General features: G+C 38.0%; 12 protein-coding genes and 2 pseudogenes. 6 read left to right on the forward strand and 8 right to left on the reverse strand.

Going from position 1 to position 17,482, the window contains the following annotated elements; translation table 11 throughout:
- Window positions 1–189 precede the first annotated feature (189 nt).
- Complete coding sequence (locus tag ACFX4L_RS14975; protein WP_284471145.1) at window positions 190–906, reverse strand: GNAT family N-acetyltransferase; 717 nt, start codon at window positions 904–906, stop codon at window positions 190–192.
- A gap of 14 nt (window positions 907–920) precedes the next feature.
- Window positions 921–2,030, reverse strand: coding sequence for a mandelate racemase/muconate lactonizing enzyme family protein (locus tag ACFX4L_RS14980; protein WP_377386663.1), 1,110 nt, complete (start codon window positions 2,028–2,030; stop codon window positions 921–923).
- 104 nt (window positions 2,031–2,134) lie between these two features.
- Here ACFX4L_RS14980 and ACFX4L_RS14985 point away from each other — a divergent pair, with 104 nt between their 5' ends.
- Window positions 2,135–3,394: a transcriptional regulator gene (locus ACFX4L_RS14985; RefSeq protein WP_377405540.1), complete on the forward strand. Its 1,260-nt coding sequence runs from the start codon at window positions 2,135–2,137 to the stop codon at window positions 3,392–3,394.
- Window positions 3,395–3,482: 88 nt separating this feature from the next.
- Here ACFX4L_RS14985 and nhaC read toward each other — a convergent pair whose 3' ends face one another.
- Entirely contained in the window at window positions 3,483–4,904 is a 1,422-nt protein-coding gene (gene nhaC, locus ACFX4L_RS14990) for a Na+/H+ antiporter NhaC (protein WP_061462578.1), read from the reverse strand.
- A 295-nt stretch (window positions 4,905–5,199) separates the two neighbouring features.
- Between nhaC and ACFX4L_RS14995 the strand changes: the two are divergent.
- Both ACFX4L_RS14995 and ACFX4L_RS15000 read left to right on the forward strand, forming a co-directional pair.
- Window positions 5,200–5,675 (forward strand): annotated as a pseudogene (locus ACFX4L_RS14995) (hypothetical protein).
- A gap of 656 nt (window positions 5,676–6,331) precedes the next feature.
- Window positions 6,332–6,796: a hypothetical protein gene (locus ACFX4L_RS15000; RefSeq protein ID WP_061462576.1), complete on the forward strand. Its 465-nt coding sequence runs from the start codon at window positions 6,332–6,334 to the stop codon at window positions 6,794–6,796.
- A 271-nt stretch (window positions 6,797–7,067) separates the two neighbouring features.
- Here ACFX4L_RS15000 and ACFX4L_RS15005 read toward each other — a convergent pair whose 3' ends face one another.
- The 3 genes from ACFX4L_RS15005 to ACFX4L_RS15015 form a co-directional block, all read right to left on the reverse strand.
- Entirely contained in the window at window positions 7,068–7,262 is a 195-nt protein-coding gene (locus ACFX4L_RS15005) for a hypothetical protein (RefSeq protein WP_377386655.1), read from the reverse strand.
- A gap of 118 nt (window positions 7,263–7,380) precedes the next feature.
- Window positions 7,381–7,902, reverse strand: a complete 522-nt coding sequence (locus tag ACFX4L_RS15010; protein WP_377386652.1) for a GrpB family protein — start codon at window positions 7,900–7,902, stop codon at window positions 7,381–7,383.
- A gap of 509 nt (window positions 7,903–8,411) precedes the next feature.
- Window positions 8,412–9,125 (reverse strand): SDR family oxidoreductase, encoded by a 714-nt coding sequence (locus ACFX4L_RS15015; protein WP_377405542.1) that lies wholly within the window; start codon window positions 9,123–9,125, stop codon window positions 8,412–8,414.
- Between the two features lie 840 nt (window positions 9,126–9,965).
- On the opposite strand from ACFX4L_RS15015, the gene ACFX4L_RS15020 reads away from it, so the two are divergent.
- On the forward strand, window positions 9,966–10,304 hold the full coding sequence (locus ACFX4L_RS15020; protein WP_284471153.1) for a winged helix-turn-helix transcriptional regulator: 339 nt from the start codon (window positions 9,966–9,968) through the stop codon (window positions 10,302–10,304).
- 785 nt (window positions 10,305–11,089) lie between these two features.
- On the opposite strand, the gene ACFX4L_RS15025 is transcribed toward ACFX4L_RS15020, so the two are convergent.
- Entirely contained in the window at window positions 11,090–12,286 is a 1,197-nt protein-coding gene (locus ACFX4L_RS15025) for an FAD-dependent monooxygenase (RefSeq protein ID WP_377386645.1), read from the reverse strand.
- A gap of 829 nt (window positions 12,287–13,115) precedes the next feature.
- Here ACFX4L_RS15025 and brnQ point away from each other — a divergent pair.
- Window positions 13,116–14,465, forward strand: coding sequence for a branched-chain amino acid transport system II carrier protein (gene brnQ / locus ACFX4L_RS15030; protein ID WP_377405544.1), 1,350 nt, complete (start codon window positions 13,116–13,118; stop codon window positions 14,463–14,465).
- 484 nt (window positions 14,466–14,949) lie between these two features.
- Here the strand turns inward: brnQ and ACFX4L_RS15035 are convergent, their stop codons facing one another.
- Window positions 14,950–16,617 (reverse strand): M4 family metallopeptidase, encoded by a 1,668-nt coding sequence (locus ACFX4L_RS15035; protein ID WP_377405546.1) that lies wholly within the window; start codon window positions 16,615–16,617, stop codon window positions 14,950–14,952.
- A 306-nt stretch (window positions 16,618–16,923) separates the two neighbouring features.
- Here ACFX4L_RS15035 and ACFX4L_RS15040 point away from each other — a divergent pair.
- Window positions 16,924–17,482, forward strand: a pseudogene (locus tag ACFX4L_RS15040) (IS3 family transposase); the annotation flags it as partial.

Below are 17,482 nucleotides of genomic sequence, written 5' to 3' on the forward strand. Positions count from 1 at the left end.
TATAAAGTATTAACCATAACTTAACAACGAGGTTATTTCTTCCAACTAGAAAAAATGATATTTTACTTACTTTGCTAAGAAAACCTCTTTTTGGGGAGGTTGATGCTAAAAAATAGCACCTCCAAGTGTAAGGTTTCACCTAACACTTGGAGGTGCAGTTCAGTAACAAACGAGAATTACGAAGAGATTTTAACTCGTATGCTTACTGCCATAAAAGACTAACTGTTTTCCTTCCTGTTCTTCCATTTTAAATCCACGCCAACCTTTTGCGAGTATTTCTTGCTGGGCTGCAATATCATTCATCTCAATGAACTGGATTTCCTGCCAATGAGATGCGTCCACTACCGACAATTCCTTGACAAATACATAACGCATTTGCCCCCCGTATTTCTCCTTTAATGCTGCAATCTCCATTCCCTGGGCAAACTTATCCTTCAAACTTGGGATGTTAAAAGGCGCAACCGTACAGCATACATATCGGTAAGTTGACTCGTGATTGTTCAGCTCCTTCATGATTAATGTTGCAAGTGTCTGTTGCAGTTTATTTCCCCTGTATGCAGGGAGTACGTTTGAAATTTCCTGATAGATAACATTCGACAGCTCGTTTTCTGTCAATCCGATATCTCTACCTAGATGATCCTCATCAATAGGAGGAGCCAGCAACGCCCGGAACGCAATTAATTCTTTACAAACGAATGCTCCAATCATCAGTCCATTTCCTTCTAGAATATATTGAAACTCTTCCTTGGTAAGCGGTTGAAGCACACCATTATCGTTCAAATGTTGAATGATCTGTTCTTGGACTTGCAATATATCGATTAAATCCTCCAACACTAATTTTCTGACCTCAAACCGCTTGTGATTTTCCCATTCCTTTTTGATGGTTCCTTCATAAATCAATTCCAAAGTGGCTCCCCCTTTTATCGGATAACATCCTGAAAAACAGTTAATTCAACTAGCGTTTCTTCATTTATCTGCACACCTAATCCTGGATTTTCAGTCAATCTTATATATGGCACATCATAGAATAGATTTCCAACATCCCTTGAGAATTTCAATGGACCGGTGAGTTCTACGCTTGTGATCACTTTCTTGGAAAAAGCTACATGGAATCCTGCTGCAGATCCAATAGAAGATTCAACCATCGAGCCTATCTGGCATTCTAACCCAGCAAGCTCCGCTTGGTGGGCAAGCTTTACCGCAGGATATATGCCACCGCATTTCATCAGTTTAATATTTACTTTATCGGCTGCTCGTTTCTGGATAATTTCACGCATTTCCCGGGTGCCCTTTAACCCCTCATCAATCATCAACGGGATCGTAGACTTCGATTTTATTTCAACCATTCCATCGATGTCATCTGCAGCTACCGGTTGTTCAAGCCAATCAAGCTCGCATTCACGCAATTGATCAATCGCTATAAGAGTTACCGCACTGTTCTGCCACCCTTGATTAACATCTGCTCGTATAGCGATATTCTCACCCACACGGGCGCGCACAGCTTGAATACGTGCCACATCCTCACTGACATTGGTGCCAACCTTCATTTTAAATGACTGATAGCCCTTATCGGCCATAGCAGCCGCTTCTTCTGCCATTTTTTCGGGAGAGGCTATACTTAAGACATGGGTAATCGGAAACTCATCATGATAACGCCCCCCTATTAACTGGTAGACTGGCTGCCCCAGTTTCTTACCCATGATATCAAAGCAAGCAATATCGATAGCCGCCTTAGCTGTAGGGGCTCCATAAATCGTTTTGTCCATCAAATCATGTAGACTTTCGATTTCAAATGGATTCTTGCCTAACAGTATGGGTCCCAGCGTATTTTTCAACACCTGGTAGGTCCCTTCCAATGTCTCACCTGTCACATGTTCGTCTGCCACACCTTCCCCGTACCCAACAATCCCTTCATCCGTCTCTATTTTTACAAGAATCGATGGCATAAATTTGTAGGTATGGTAACTAACCACAAATGGCTCTTTAAGAGGCAGATGGATCGCATATAGGTGGATCGCTGTAATTTTCATTTCTAAACTCCCTTTCGATTCACAATATTGTCAGAATTTGATATAGTTGTCGTTAATACATCGTTATTTAGGAATACATTAACTCATTCACCTGGAGGTTAACAATGAATACAAGAATTGCTGTCATTGGTTCCACTGAATTTATCGAAAGAATTGAATCCATAACATCGGAAATTGCTGAAATTGACTTTGACGCCTATATATATCAGAAACCTACTGAGGCCGGTCTGCTTATAAAAACTCTAAAGCCGTGTGATGCTGTGTTGTTTTCAGGGGCGTTGCCGTACTATTTTTCAAAAAAATATCATGAGCATCTTCCGGTTCCTTCTTTTTATTTAGCACAAGATGAGATGTCGGTCGCTTCTTCCTTACTATCCGTGCTATATCATAAAAAAATCTCTCCTCACCGAATTTCCATCGATGTTAGCCAAGCCTCCATTGTCACGAACGTATTAGCTGACCTCGAAATCGAGATGGATACAAGCTACATTATGGATTACCAGGAAATGCTTAAGGACTCATTTGACATTTCACTGATCACTTGTTATCATCAAAAACTTTGGAAAGATGGTTTCATTGATCTTGCACTAACAAGCGTACATTCTGTATTTGATCAACTGCAGCTTATTGGTGTACCTGCCATGCGCATGGTTGATCCTCAAAGTTCCATCTTTAAAACACTGCAGGATATTAAAGCCCATACAGACCTAATTAAAAGCAGGTCTTCACAAATTGCCGTTTGCTATGTCATATCGGAAGAAGCGAACGCTCATGAACTGGTAGATGGGTTGGCACATGAAATTCAAGCCTCCGTCCAGTTACTTGAAGACTGCCATTTCATACTGTACAGTACCCGTGGTGATATCGAATCATTGATGAACAGAAACGGGCTGAATCATTTTTTTGCCCAATTACAGAAAAAGGGCACGATTGGTTTCGGATATGGTTCAACTATTATGGATGCAGATCGACATGCAAAGATTGCCCTCGGTTTTGCTGAAAAACATAGTGATGACAAATGCGGATACATTTTCACAGAAGACAAAGATTTGCTTGGCCCATTTCCACAGCATGCTAAACAGCAACGCTTGAAAAACGATCATCCCGAACTTCTTCAGGTGGCCAAACAGACAAAATTGAGCCCTGCAAACATATCCAAAATCATCCAATTCAGTCATTCCCGCAAATCCGTCCAATTCACAGCTGCTGAACTAGAGGATTATTTACAGGTGACCCGTCGTACCACAGAAAGAATTCTAAAAAAACTATCCGATCATGGTCATGTGACCATCGTTGGAGAAGAAATGACCTATTCAAAAGGGCGTCCCCGAGCTGTTTATGAACTTAATTTGCCAGTATACTAAATCCAAAGAAAAGAAAGGTTCTCGTTGAGGGAACCCTCTTTTCGAAGGGCTCCTGCTTTGGAGCATGTCCCATTAAAAGTTCGGCAAGTTATATTGGAAGAGTTGCTTCCTCTTCTTTCTTGATACTTTGAATTTCAGCTTCTGTCAATTTCGTAATTGTAAAGCCAGTCATCGCATAAATAATAGAAATAACCGGGATGATAAAATTCAGAATCGCATATGGTGCATAATCGAATGCATGCACACCAAGTGTAGCTAAAATAAATACTCCGCAAGTATTCCAAGGAACAAATACCGAAGTCAATGTTCCGCCATCCTCAAGTGCGCGGGATAGGTTCTTCGAGTGTAATCCTTTATCACGATAAGCTTTTACATACATACGTGAAGGAATCACGATGGAAATATATTGTTCTGAGCATGTAATATTCGTCGCAAAGCATGATAAGACCGTTGATGCTACGATACTTCTTGATGTCTTTGCAAATTTTAATATTTGCTTTACGATTGCTTGAAGCATGCCTGTATTTTCAAGGATTCCACCAAATGTCATCGCAACAATGGTCATTGACACGGTGTACATCATTGAATCCAATCCGCCGCCGTTAAACAGCTTGTCGACCATTTTATTGCCCGTATCAATCACGAAGCCGCTTTGCAAAGCTGCTATTGCATTAGCCACGTTGCCACCTTGTATGAAAATTTGTGATAAGAAACCGAGCAAAACCCCTATTATCAATGCTGGAATGGCTGGAACCTTTTTAGCAACAAGAATAATGACGATTAACGGAATGATCAATAGGAACGGGGAAATGACAAAGCTATCCTGTAAAACACGGATCGTTTGTTCAATATTCGCAGCATCCATATCTCCTTTCCCAAAATCCCTCCCAAGAATGGCGTACACGACCAAGGCAATGATAAAGCCCGGAATCGTGGTGTAGAGCATATGGCGAATATGCACGAATAAATCTGTTCCTGTCAGCCCGGATGCAAGATTCGTCGTGTCTGAAAGCGGTGACATTTTATCCCCAAAATATGAGCCTGAAATAATGGCCCCAGCAATCATTGGCGCAGGTATCCCCATACTTAGTCCAATCCCCATCCCAGCAACACCGATAGTCCCCATAGTTGACCACGAACTACCGATAGCCAATGATACCACTGCACAAATAACCGAGATGCTTACAAGAAAAAACGAAGGTGTGAGGATTTTGAGACCATAATATATCATGGTGGCAACAATTCCTCCGCCCATCCAAGCCCCAATCACCATTCCTACCAGAATAATGATGACGACTGCTGGCAGAGCGAGACGTATCCCCTTGTACATAGACTCTTCAATTTCACTCCACTTATATCCAGAACACAAAGCAACAATAGCTGCAACTGATGTTCCTAAAATAAGTGGAATATGTGGACCCTGTTCCAGCCAGACAACCGTAATTGCCATCATTACAATCATGACGATGAGCGGTATTATTGCAACACCGAATGACATTTCTTTTTTCATAAAGCATCCCCTTTGTTTTTAAGGTTAATTGAATGACTCTAGTATTTTGATAACTATTTAAAAACAAATAACATGTCGTTAAATAGCCGTTAATAGAATTATCATAATATTTCCATGGATATTCGTCAATTAATTTTTTTGAAAATTGAGTCTCTTTAGAGAATCGTTTGAACATCCCCTATCGTTACCAAACAAAACCCTGCAGTAACAACAGCAGTTTAAGAATTGATCTTCTAAGTCTTCGGAAAATTTACTTTCTCAAGATAAGGACTTACAATACGAAGCCTACAATCATATTCTTGCATCTACCAAAGAAGAGCTGGACTGGGCTTATGAAGTATGGGAACAATTGAAGTTGGATTTAACACATTCTGATAGCCATCGAGGATCGAGGGCTGTCCAGTTTCTTTCTGGTTTGGCAAAAAGTGACCCTGAGAAAAGAATGCTAGGGGATTTCCCATTGGTTTTTGGAAGTGACAAAAGATAAAAAATTCGTCACAGCAAGACATAGCCTACAATCTATATGGAAAATAAGTCTAGCTGGCACTGAGCAAAAAGAGATGGTAATAAAAAGTCTTGTTGATCGGTTTATAAATTGTGTTCATGAAAAAAACTACACCTTAATTCATTTTTGATATTATTCAAGGACTTAGGAATTTGTTTAATGAAATAAAAGATGAGGAAATAAAGCAAATCGCATTGGATTTTGTTGAAAAAGAAGAGGATACAAAATATCAAAGGAAGTATGCAACTGAATGGAGAAATACGTAGATAATCTACGGATTTGTTGAATAGTCTGTCATGCTACGAGTCCATACAACCGTATTTGTTAATAGGATTGTCCAAGTGTTAACCTTCCTTCTATGAAGTTATTGACCTAATTTTTACTATAATTATCAACGTGATTGTAATCTCCGTGTTAATCATTATTTATAAAAAGAGAAGTAGAGAAGATTTTGGTTTTTTCTTACCCTTTTTTAGCTTAACGATTCCACTATTTTTACGTAGCAACTTATGGTCAATACCTTTATTTTTCATTGCTTATACATATATTGAAATTTTCGCTCCCTATCATTTTCTATGGATGAAAATAATCTGATCGATATAATAATGTTTGCAATAGTCAAAATCGTTATTAGCATAATGAATGTTCATTACTTTAAAACGATATACATTGAAAAAGCGGCTTTTAGATGCTTTTTAATTTGACTTCACAATTTTACTCCCTTTCTATCAGCTCCATCCACACACCTTAAAGGTATCACGATTCATTCCCATCAACTCCTTAACATCTTTAATACTAATTCTTCTTACATTTAGTTAAACGAGAAGCTAAAATAAAAAAATTTGCCTCTTATCAGGTTCTTAGTACTAATCTCTTTTTCTCCTAATAAACTTAATAAAATAACTATTTTAGGAGGGGCGCAATGTTTAATAAATCCACGAATAAAAAACCGAATGGTGATAATCCACTTATTTGTAAAATTAATGACGTCACTTATCAAAAGTACCATCTATATAAGAAATCATATGAGCGGGAAGTATTGGTCATAAAAGATTACGGTGAAGATAGCGGTGTTACCAATAAAAGTATTGCTTTATTCGAAGCAGTTAAAGATCAATTTGACCGTTTTAAAATTGCAAAAATTGTTAAAGAAATTAATAAAGACAATATTTTGGTCGATAGCGATCTCATCCTTATAGACAAAAAAGGAAATGAGTTACACCTATCTGGTTGTAGTTGCGGGTATGCTGGAACTGGTTCACAGGGGACAGTTAAAATTTTGAATAAAGCTGGATTCGAGATAGATAGAAGGTTTGTGTTTTGTTCAAAAGGATTCACTCTTTTTCATCCAAATGAAGAAAAAGAACTTTATGGCGAACGTTTATAAGTTCCAATGAATCTAGAATAAATATTGGATCCACTTTAAATGTCATATTGAGATAAGATTCTCTACACAATTGTTGTCAAATTGTGTTCAGCCTGCTATCCTATTTCCCTTTTATTATGCAAAAAAGCCTTGGTACTGATAAACTCAGCGATACCAAGGCTTTAAGGCTATTAGAACAATACATGTATTACATTTATTCACCATAAACCAACAGCTTCTAGTTGAAGTAAGAGGCCTTCAAGACAGCTCTGATCATCAGCTAACACACCCGTTAGCTGAATAAAGTTTTTCTTTCATAAACATGAAAATCGTAGTAATAAGGATTTTTGTCGTTCATAACCCCTTTTCCAACAGATACCCCTAAAGATCCGGTACCTGGGACCGAAATTGCTGCAAATATACCCTCAGCGACTTGATTCAGCCGGAAATGCTTTGATCCCTTGAATGTTTCCATTCGATTTTTCATGAGTTACCTCTCCTCCTACCTAAAATTACCAAATGTCACTAGAAATGAACCAAATACATTTCTTTCCACTAGTTTATTTTCAAAAATAAAGTAAAGCAATTGTTAATGACAGAAGGTTTTATTTATTTTTTTGTTCTTCTTTTGCTTTTTCAAGGACATTTTGTATAAACGGTTCTTTTGCTTGAGTATATCCAGTTCTGTCTAAGTAATGCTCTACAGCTAAATCCTTTTTTAATTGATGATATTGTTTTAGTACATCAGAATGAGTTCTTAAATAATTTCTAAACAAAATATTATTATTCCAATATCTACTTTCAAACTTGTATATATGTAAATGGTGTGTTCCTGCTCTCCAATGTCCTCTTCTAAAAAACCTCCTTTCTGGAAATTCCTTATGAGCTACAAATTCATACCCTATTTGTTTTAAGGGTTCAATAAATTTGTCCACTTCTTCTAAATTATTAACGCCAACCATTATATCCAAAATGGGTTTTGCTCCTAATCCAATAACCGATGTACTCCCAATATGTTCAATGCAAATATTGTTCTTTTTTAAGACCCCCATTATCTTCTTTTTTTCCTGCTCGTATTCCTTCGACCAATTTGGATTATAATTTTCGATTACAACTGGTTTTTCCATATTCCACATCCATATCATTTAATAGGAATTATTATATCTTGTTCTTGTACTTTACTGCCCCTTTAGTTCTATGAGAAAAGAGCTGTCACAGCACCCCCCCTACCTAATTTCAGCATATACCGTGTAACTCCTAGCTTTTACTATGTCATTTACACTCTTTCCGTGTGTTTCACGTTCATTATTAGCAAAATAGCTCGAGGGATAAATTACGGTATAATTCCTGGGTAATGAGTTGTAGTTGTTAATGAAGCCCATAAAAAAACGCCTTCCTTTCGTATTGATGCTACAAAAAGAATAGCGTTTTTCTTGTTTTGAGGATAGGATTTTTCCTTGGCTTGATGGACGCGTGGCGGGCTCCCGTCTAATATTACTAATACCATTAGATTCTTTTTGAGGAACGCCGGAAATCCCTTGGGATAACGGCTGTTTGACATTTTTATACTCAAAACACGGCCTTTCAATGAAAAGCCGCTTTACAATCTGATTTAACAAACAATTTTACTGCTGGCTTAAGCTAAAATATGACCGCCTTCCACATGAAGAACGGTTCCAGTCACGAAACTATTTTGGAGCAAGTATAGTACACTTTGTCCAACGTCTTCAGCTCTTCCTATTCGTTTCACAGGAAGTTTGTTTCCCACCGTAGCATAGAAGTTATTGCGAGTTTCTTCTGGCATTTTGCTGCGGGAAGGTGTATCAATGATACCGGGCGAAACGATATTCACTCGGATCGGAGCAAGTTCTAATGCCAAGGTCTGACCTAGATTCGAAACGGCCGCATTGACTGCACCTAGAATTGATGAACCGACCATCGATTTGTAGGCAACAACCCCAGAGAATAAAATGATCGATCCGTGTGGTAAAATTTTAGGAGCACCGTATTTAGCCGCGTAGTATTGGCCCCAAAATTTGTTTTCAAACAATTGTCGAGCTTTGGCTGTATCTGTTTGGAGGAATGACCCTCCGGATGTTTCTGCCGCGCTCACCACAAGATGGTCGAACTGGCCGACTCTTTCAAAGAAGGACTGAACTTGCTGTTCTTGTGTTGTATCTAGTATTAAAGCCGTAGCTCTATCTCCTAGTTTCTCTTTTGCATTCTGTAATTTATCTTCGGAACGGCTGGCAATAATCACTTCTGCTCCTTGGGCTATTACTTGTTTAGCTGATTCAAAACCAATCCCCGAGCTTCCGCCTATAATCACAACTTTTTTACCTTTTAACATGTTTATACCTCCTCATGATCTTACTTAATAGATTAAAAATTCAATACTTCTTACAGATGTATATCAAGTTCAGATACAAATTTTTCAACCTTCGAATTTTTTTATTACATCATAGCAAGTGAAACCATTCCGAGGAATTTCTGTACTCGATGTAAATGAGACCCGGCACATGATCTATTACCCAACCTCCTTCGGCATTAGCTAGATTAAAAGTGCTGTGCGACCTTTTTGCTATCGACAACCTTAATGATTAAAGCGAGAATAGCTGTTAGTTGCGAAGGACGCGGATTTCATGACGAATAATCCTAAATAACCTCTCCCTGGATGCGTGGAACGAGGCTGGCAATCCTGATGAGAAATACGATGTCTAGATCCGAGGCCGGGCATTGGAACTTGATAACTGTGAGGTACTGCTGCCAGTAGATTCCCTGCAACAAAGATTAGCACGAAACAGAACAGTAACGATTTACCTGACAAACGTCCGGTAAATGCGATGATAATTTGACCTCCGATTATGACACCTAGAGCAGAGCCAGTTACCAATAACCCTTTTTCGCTTAAGTAACAATCAAATCATTTGCTACATCCGGAAGAATACCCATGATGACGAACTCTGTGCTACCGATAGCAAAGCACTGATTAAGAGTGCAATGAGCCGTTGATTTCTCGCCTGAGCACTGCCTCAATATTGTGATAGAATAATATGCACATCGATATTATATATATAGTAAGTTCATTTTCGGAAGTAGTGTTATTTATTTCATAAAGTTTCTGAAAGTATACTATTGTGATAGAATAAGGTAAAATAGTCCAAAAAAAATTTCAGGGAGGATGTGTCAGATGAGTGTTACTGAGCCGGTCGTACTGACCAAAGGAACCTCAGGTGAGCCTTGCCCCATTGCTAGAACAATTGACGTGATCAGTACTAAATGGACCTTTTTAATTATTCGGGATCTGCTTATCGAAGGAACGATGCGATTCCGTGATTTATTAAAATCATTGGATGGAATTAGTCCGAAAACGCTTTCATTACGCCTTAAAGAGTTGGAATATCATGGGATAGTGGAAAGAAAAGTATTTCCAGAGGTCCCTCCTCGTGTGGAATATACGTTAACAGAAAAAGGGGAACGATTGGAAAGTATCTTCATTGAATTAAAGAGATTTGGATTAAATTTATAGAAGATTAAATATAGATCATTCTTTAATTTTGGGTGCTTCAATTATGAACGATATCAGACATGATTTGATTTACAGAAAATAAATGAATCGGCTATGGTTAGTTTTTACTAGCAGACGAGTTTAAATGTCTATGCCCACGTATCAAAGGAACTCGGAGAAAAAAGTGTGGATGGTTATTCTAAATACAAGGATAAGGCTCAAGATGAAATAGTATACCAGTTCCTTTTCATTATAAAATTAAAAAAAGCCTTGATAACTGAGAAACCCAGTAATACCAAGGCTTTAAAAGTATTAATACATTGACACAAATTTTTGCGTTCCCATGGATGAACCAGTGTACAACATACTTCTTAGCATAATCAGACATCAATAAACTTTACAAATGCCTGTTTAATACATTCGTGAAAATAGACTCTGCACTATTAGGAATAAATGATTTATGGTGATTTAGCGGGCGAAATTTATTGCTGACAAATAAATCCTTATCACCACATCTCTAACTTACTGCCTTTAGAGTGGATGATTTATTTGAGAAGGAAGAAAATTTTAGAATTATTCTATTATCCATAATCTGAAAGGATAAGGGACACTTTTTTTTGTGTCCCTTATCCGGGGTATAGTTCAATAAGAAAAGCACCTTATTAAGAATCGCACCCGATTGCGGAAAATTAACAATAATATTAAAGGCTTAAGAGCCTGCTTACGCTTAGCTGCCAGGCAGAAAATTGTTCGGGTTTTGTATTGTTTTAAAGACTGGTTGAAATTCGTCTCTAAAATATCGCATATCAATAATCTTTCAGTTCAATCCCGTTGGCAGCTTTCGCTATCATTTTCGAAATCATTTTAAACGATACGATCATAAGGATGGGTACGCGAAACATTAAATTGCGTAGAAAGATTTTGAAGGTTGAGCTTTCAATCATACTCCCGGCAGCCATTAGTCCTATTTTTTGATTTTTCTCAACAAACTTTCTCATTTGTTGTTCGTAGGCAACAAAGGCACGGGTGAAATCGCAATCTGCAGCTTTGAGTTCACCAGCTAAAACAAAAGCTCCGACAAGCGCCAGGCTAGACCCTTGACCCGATAGGGGTGATGGGCCATACGCCGCATCGCCTAACAATGTAATCCGACCTTTTGACCATGTCGGCATGTGAATCTGGCAAATCTCGTCAAAATAAAAGTCTGTCGCATCTTTCATAGTTTTGAGTAGATTCGAGGTTTCCCAACCCGTGTGGCCTACGAAGGCATTTTCTACAAGTTTCTTTTGAGATTCTGTATCATAGCGGTCGTATTTCAATGCCTCTGATTGGAACAAGAACATACCCCTTGCTTCGGTATTGTTACGGGCGCTATACATACCTACAGTTTTGCCTGGTATCGTATAAAACAGCTGGCGGTGGTCGAGGTTGAGGTAATTCTCAAGGGTGAAAATTGAGATATAACAGCCAAGCGTGCGTTTAAACTGTGCTTCGTCCCCAAAAGTCAAGGTGCGTACATTAGAATGGAGACCGTCCGCTCCGATTACCAAATCGAAAGTCTGCGGCTTGCAATAAATAAATTGAACTTCTGCACCAGCTTCAGTCTCATGTATTGCGGTAATCGAATCGCCCCAAATGTATTCGACCGTATCCTTAGTTAAATCGTACAAAATGTGACAAAGATCGTCACGCATGATTTCGATGTCCAGACCCTGGTGGTTTCCCATACTCGCCTCGCTTATTTGACCTTCGATCTTCCCTTTGCTATTCACGAAGTAAACACCAGTCATGTTCGTGTCGGCTGCACGAACTTGATCGAGTATACCCATTCCCTCAAGCACCGTAATGGCTGCACCACGGATATCAACCCCGTAACCACCCGTGCGCAATGCTGGTGCACGTTCTATTACAGTCACGTCGAATCCGTGGCGGTGAAGCCAGTAAGCAAGTGCCGGACCGGCAATGCTCGCACCAGAAATAAGAACGCGCATCGTTTGTTTCATAATTGCTTATTCACTCCTCTCCTAATTAAAGTCTTAACATATCCACAGTATATTCACGGCCTATTTAACTTATTTACCACAGTAAAGTATTAGAACTTTAATTATTCAAAAAAATGGTCCAATTGTTGAATAAAGATCAAACAGCAATCTTCAACTAAACTGCCCCGATAGTCGCATAAAGAAAAGCTGCCTTAAAGACAGCTCCGATCATAGGGTATAGCACCTGTTAGTTGAATTAATCGAGTAACCTTCTATTGATAGATACGTACACAATTGTTAATAAAACCAACATAGCAATTATAAGAGTCAACTATGCTATTATATTTTTTCATTAAATCCAACTAACAACCAGGATTGTCTTTTCACAGCTACTACGTATGACACAAGTAAAAAAGTATAACCTTAGTCCGTAATCCACTTTTATACCTTCCAAAATGACAACTTTATTTCTTGTTTTTTCCTCCTTTTTATCCTTTAAAGAGTAAGCAGTATGTATTACAATATATCAATAGTTATAAAATGGTATTTTAGTTAATAATTACTGATCACTATTAGGGGGCTAAGTAATGGGAATTTCCTGTAATTCACACCGATTATCATTTGAATCGCAATCATAGTAATATTCTGCTTGTCGTTAAAATTTTAAAGAACCTTATTGCATATTTAATAAGGCCACCCAAAAAGGAGAAACTTTAAATTTATATTGAAATGAAATTAATTTTATCAGTCAGAATACGATACAATCTTATGTATTTAGGTTTGTGAGTAATTTTTTGAAAATTCTTTTTTTCGAAAAAGTAAAATTTAATTCTTTCATGGAGGTTTTAATTTGGCTAATAAAGTACCATTTTCATTTATTGTAGTTATTGGTTTAATGTTATTTGCTCTATTTTTTGGGGCAGGAAATTTAATTTTTCCACCAATGCTTGGGCAATCAGCAGGAATGAATATCTGGTCAGCAAATGCAGGGTTTTTAATAACAGGAGTTGGCTTACCGTTACTTGGTGTCTTAGCACTTGGTTTTTCGGGGAAAGATGATTTACAGTCGTTAGCAAGTCGTGTACATCCTGTATTTGGTATTGTATTCACAACCATTCTTTATTTAGCCATTGGTCCTTTATTTGCTTTGCCTAGATCAGGCAACGTTTCTTTTGAAATCGGTGTAAAACCTTTTTTGTCCGAAAATTCAGGCCCCGTTCCTTTACTTATTTTTACAATCATCTTTTTTAGCATTACGTGCCTTTTTTCGATCAATCCCGCGAAAGTTGTCGGAATTGTCGGGAAAATATTAACACCAATCAAGATAACGTTCATTGGAATCCTAGTAGTAGTTGCTTTTAATCATCCAATCGGAGATTTTCAAGCACCTATTAAGAATTATTCAGTTCAACCATTTTTTAATGGGTTTAGAGAAGGTTATTTAACAATGGATACGCTTGCATCTTTTGTTTTTGGCATCATCATCATTAATGCCATTAAAGAAAAAGGTGCTAAAACAAAAAAACAAATTATGGTTGTTTGTGCAAAAGCAACTGGAATTGCTGCCTTTTTCCTGGCAACCATGTATTCAGCTCTTGCTTATATGGGTGCTTCAAGTGTAGAAAAACTTGGGCACCTTGAAAATGGAGGCACTATCTTAGCAAAAGTCTCGGATTATTATTTTGGAGCTTATGGCGGGATATTATTAGGATTAATGATTACAGTAGCTTGTTTAACAACAAGCGTAGGACTTGTTACATCTTGTTCTTCCTTCTTCCATAAACTATTTCCAAAGGTACCTTACAAAACAATTGCCATTAGTTTATCTATTTTTAGTGCAATAGTTGCTAATATTGGGTTAACACAGTTAATTGCTGTTTCTATTCCTCTCTTAACAGCTATATATCCATTAGCCATTGTATTAATTTTCTTGACATTTTTTCATTCTTTATTTAAAGGGAAAGCTGAAGTGTATCAAGGAAGCTTACTTTTAACATTTATAATTAGTTTATTTGATGGATTAAATCGAGCTGGTATACACTTTTCATCCATTAATAATTTTTTCAATAAAATTCTTCCTATGTACGATGTGGGACTAGGATGGATTATCCCAGCAATTGTTGGAGGATTTATAGGGTTTAGCAGTAGCATACTACGAGGAAAATTTGGTCTTAATCCTCCAACTAGAATAGTTAAATAATACATATTAAAAAAAGGTCAACCAGTAATTTTTTTACTGGTTGACTTTATAATAGGCATAGCACCTGTTAGCTGCCTTGAAAAGGTGAACATGCCCTTAAAGAAAAAGCGCTGCCGAAGCAACTCTCTTATAAAGTAAAGTTCCTATTAGCATAAACCGGGCTCCATTTTCAATATAATGTGATTCATCATGTAATAACCTTTTCTCCATAGTCCTCAATCTATTTAAAACCCTCTATACTTAATAAAATTAAAGAGCCTTACAAAAGGCTCTTTAATCACTGTTACATCTCTTATTTATCTTTCCTTACAAGTAGTGAACAGCACTCCACGTTCCAGAGTGTATGTGGCAACACATGGGGGCTGGTGAGACCATAACAATAAATCCCCCAAACTCCTATTCTGTGGGAACATAAAACGCACTTCAATATCCTTCTAAAATCCGCTAAAAATATTGATTCCTGCGGGCGGATCCAATTATATACTTAGTAAATTCCCACCGAATCAAATCCGACAGCAGCTGCAGCCTCTTCCTTGCTGCCTTCACCATAAATATCAATTGCAGACTGAACAATAGCCTTACGAGCGTCACTAAAATCGGAATTTGGCGTTAAATAAACGCTTATTGAACGATAGTAGATTTGTCCTAACTTGTGCCTTCCAATTTCTTGACCAATCAAGTATGCAGCGTGGTTTGTAATCGAGGAGTTAACATGGACACCGCCGCCATCTACCGAAGTTGGCATGTGATAAAATTCATCCATATGAGCCGGATAGACTCCACTGCCATATGCAGCTCTTTCCGCATTACTTACTACAACACTGTTGGGATTACTTAAGCTGCGCAATCTCGTTACACCGTCAGCTTTAGCAGCTGGTGCCATAATATCCTCACCCATTTCCCAATCATCATCGTCAACAAGTGCACCAAAGACGTCAGCAAATGATTCGTTTAGTGCTCCAGATTGATTGCGGTAAACTAAATTTGCTGTATGAGTGATGACGCCATGAGTCATTTCGTGGGCAGCAACGTCAAGACCGGCTGATAGTGAAATAAAGTACTCACCGTCACCATCCCCATAGGTCATCCAACGCCCATTCCAGGATGCATTGTTGTAATTATTTCCATAGTGTACCTTAGAAATGATGGCCATTCCTTCACCATCAAGAGAATTTCGGCCATGCTCATTAAGGTAATAATCATATACCTTTTCCGAATTATAGTGTGCATCGACAAGAGCCCGATCATAGTCGCCGATAAATGCAGCAGAATTCCCCACATATAGAGTATCATTACTGGAACTATTATCATTTTTAGCATCATACGTAAGTATTCCATCAAGACCATTATGAGAGTAATCAGCTAACGCAAACTGAGTTCCAGATTTAGGTTCCTTCACTTGGGTAATATGTAATTCCCTGTGAGCACCATGTACCCCTTTTCCAGCACCTTTTTGTGTTTTCATTTCATCAGCATGCATTAAACCATTATACTTATCGATGATTTCTCCCGTGTTTGCATCCACAAAGACAAACCAGTTGCCAGGCTCATCCCCCATGAAGTTAACATTCACTTTATAAGCTGTATGATTCTTTCCTTCAAAAGGATAGACTACAAGCTCAGAAGTTGGCTCATACGTTAGCTCTTCAGGGGCATTGACAGATGAAAGTGCCTGCTTTAGTGCTGCATCACTGCTTAAGGAGGCAGTCGTGTCCACCGCATCATCGGCAATCGTCTGATTTACTCTTCCGTTGACGGATACGACTTCATTATTCTTATTAAAATGAACAATAACTTCGGATCCTTCTACGTTCACTCCATTTATTGATTGATTAAAGCGAACGTGGGTCATACCGAGTTTATCTTTTTGTGAATCTTTTACTTTTAGGTTTTTATCTGGATTTTTAATTCCGGTTTTACCTTCGTTCTTCTTTAAATAATTTAGTGCATTGGAAGTGTTGCTAGAAGAGAATTTCTCAGCAAATCGCTCCTTCACAAAAACAGGAACGTTTGCCTTCTCATTCCACTTAGAAGCTTGTACACTACTAGCCACCTTCGAATCAACCGGATTCGCAAATACATTACCGGCTGGGATAGAACCTACCAACAACGCTGACGATAGAACTGCAGGAACAATAAACTTTTTCTTCAATAACGATACCCCCCATTTTTTTCCATCGACTTTATTATAGATTAATAAAAGTTAATTTACATGAATGTTTTGAATTATTTTAATTTTATAAAAACTATTAAAACCCAGATGCTATCTTATGTTAGGTACATTTTACTAATTGACATGGTGATGAAATTAAAAATACCTCTAAATTTATTGGATTTTCTATACTTTTTTTGTAGTTAATTTAAACTAATTATAAAAGGTTGAATCGTCTACACTTATCTGGACAGAAGTTTTAAGGGCAGATACACTTAACTCACTACAGATAAGGGAGCACTCAAAATGACCAAGCGAGAACGCCGTACGTTCACTTCCGAATTTAAACAACAGATCATTCAACTCTACCAAAATGGGAAAAACCGAAAGACTCTTATTGAAGAATATGAACTTACTCCTTCTTCTTTAGACCGGTGGATACAACAGAGTGAAAACACAGGTTCTTTTAAAGAAAAAGATAACCGTTCTCCTGAGGAACAAGAACTTATTAGTCTACGAAAAGAACTGAAGAAGGTACAAATAGAGAATGATATTTTAAAGCAAGCCGCGCTGATACTAGGACGAAAGTAAATGTCATTAAACGGAACATAGATAAATACTCGGTATCAGCAATGTGTGGCGTCCTAGAGCTTTCACGGAGCACCTATTACTACGAAGCAAAAGAACGAACCTCAGAAGACGATGTCACAAATGCCATTTTAGACATCTTTGATAAAAACCGTAAGGCGTACGGAACACGTAAGATTAAGGTTGAATTAAAGAAAAGAGGCCTTACGGTCTCCAGAAGGCGAATTGGCCGGATCATGAAAGAACAGGGGCTTGTTTCCTCTTATACAGTCGCTCA

Source organism: Peribacillus sp. YIM B13482 (assembly GCF_042787975.1).
GTDB classification, from domain to species: Bacteria; Bacillota; Bacilli; order Bacillales; family DSM-1321; genus Peribacillus; species Peribacillus simplex_A.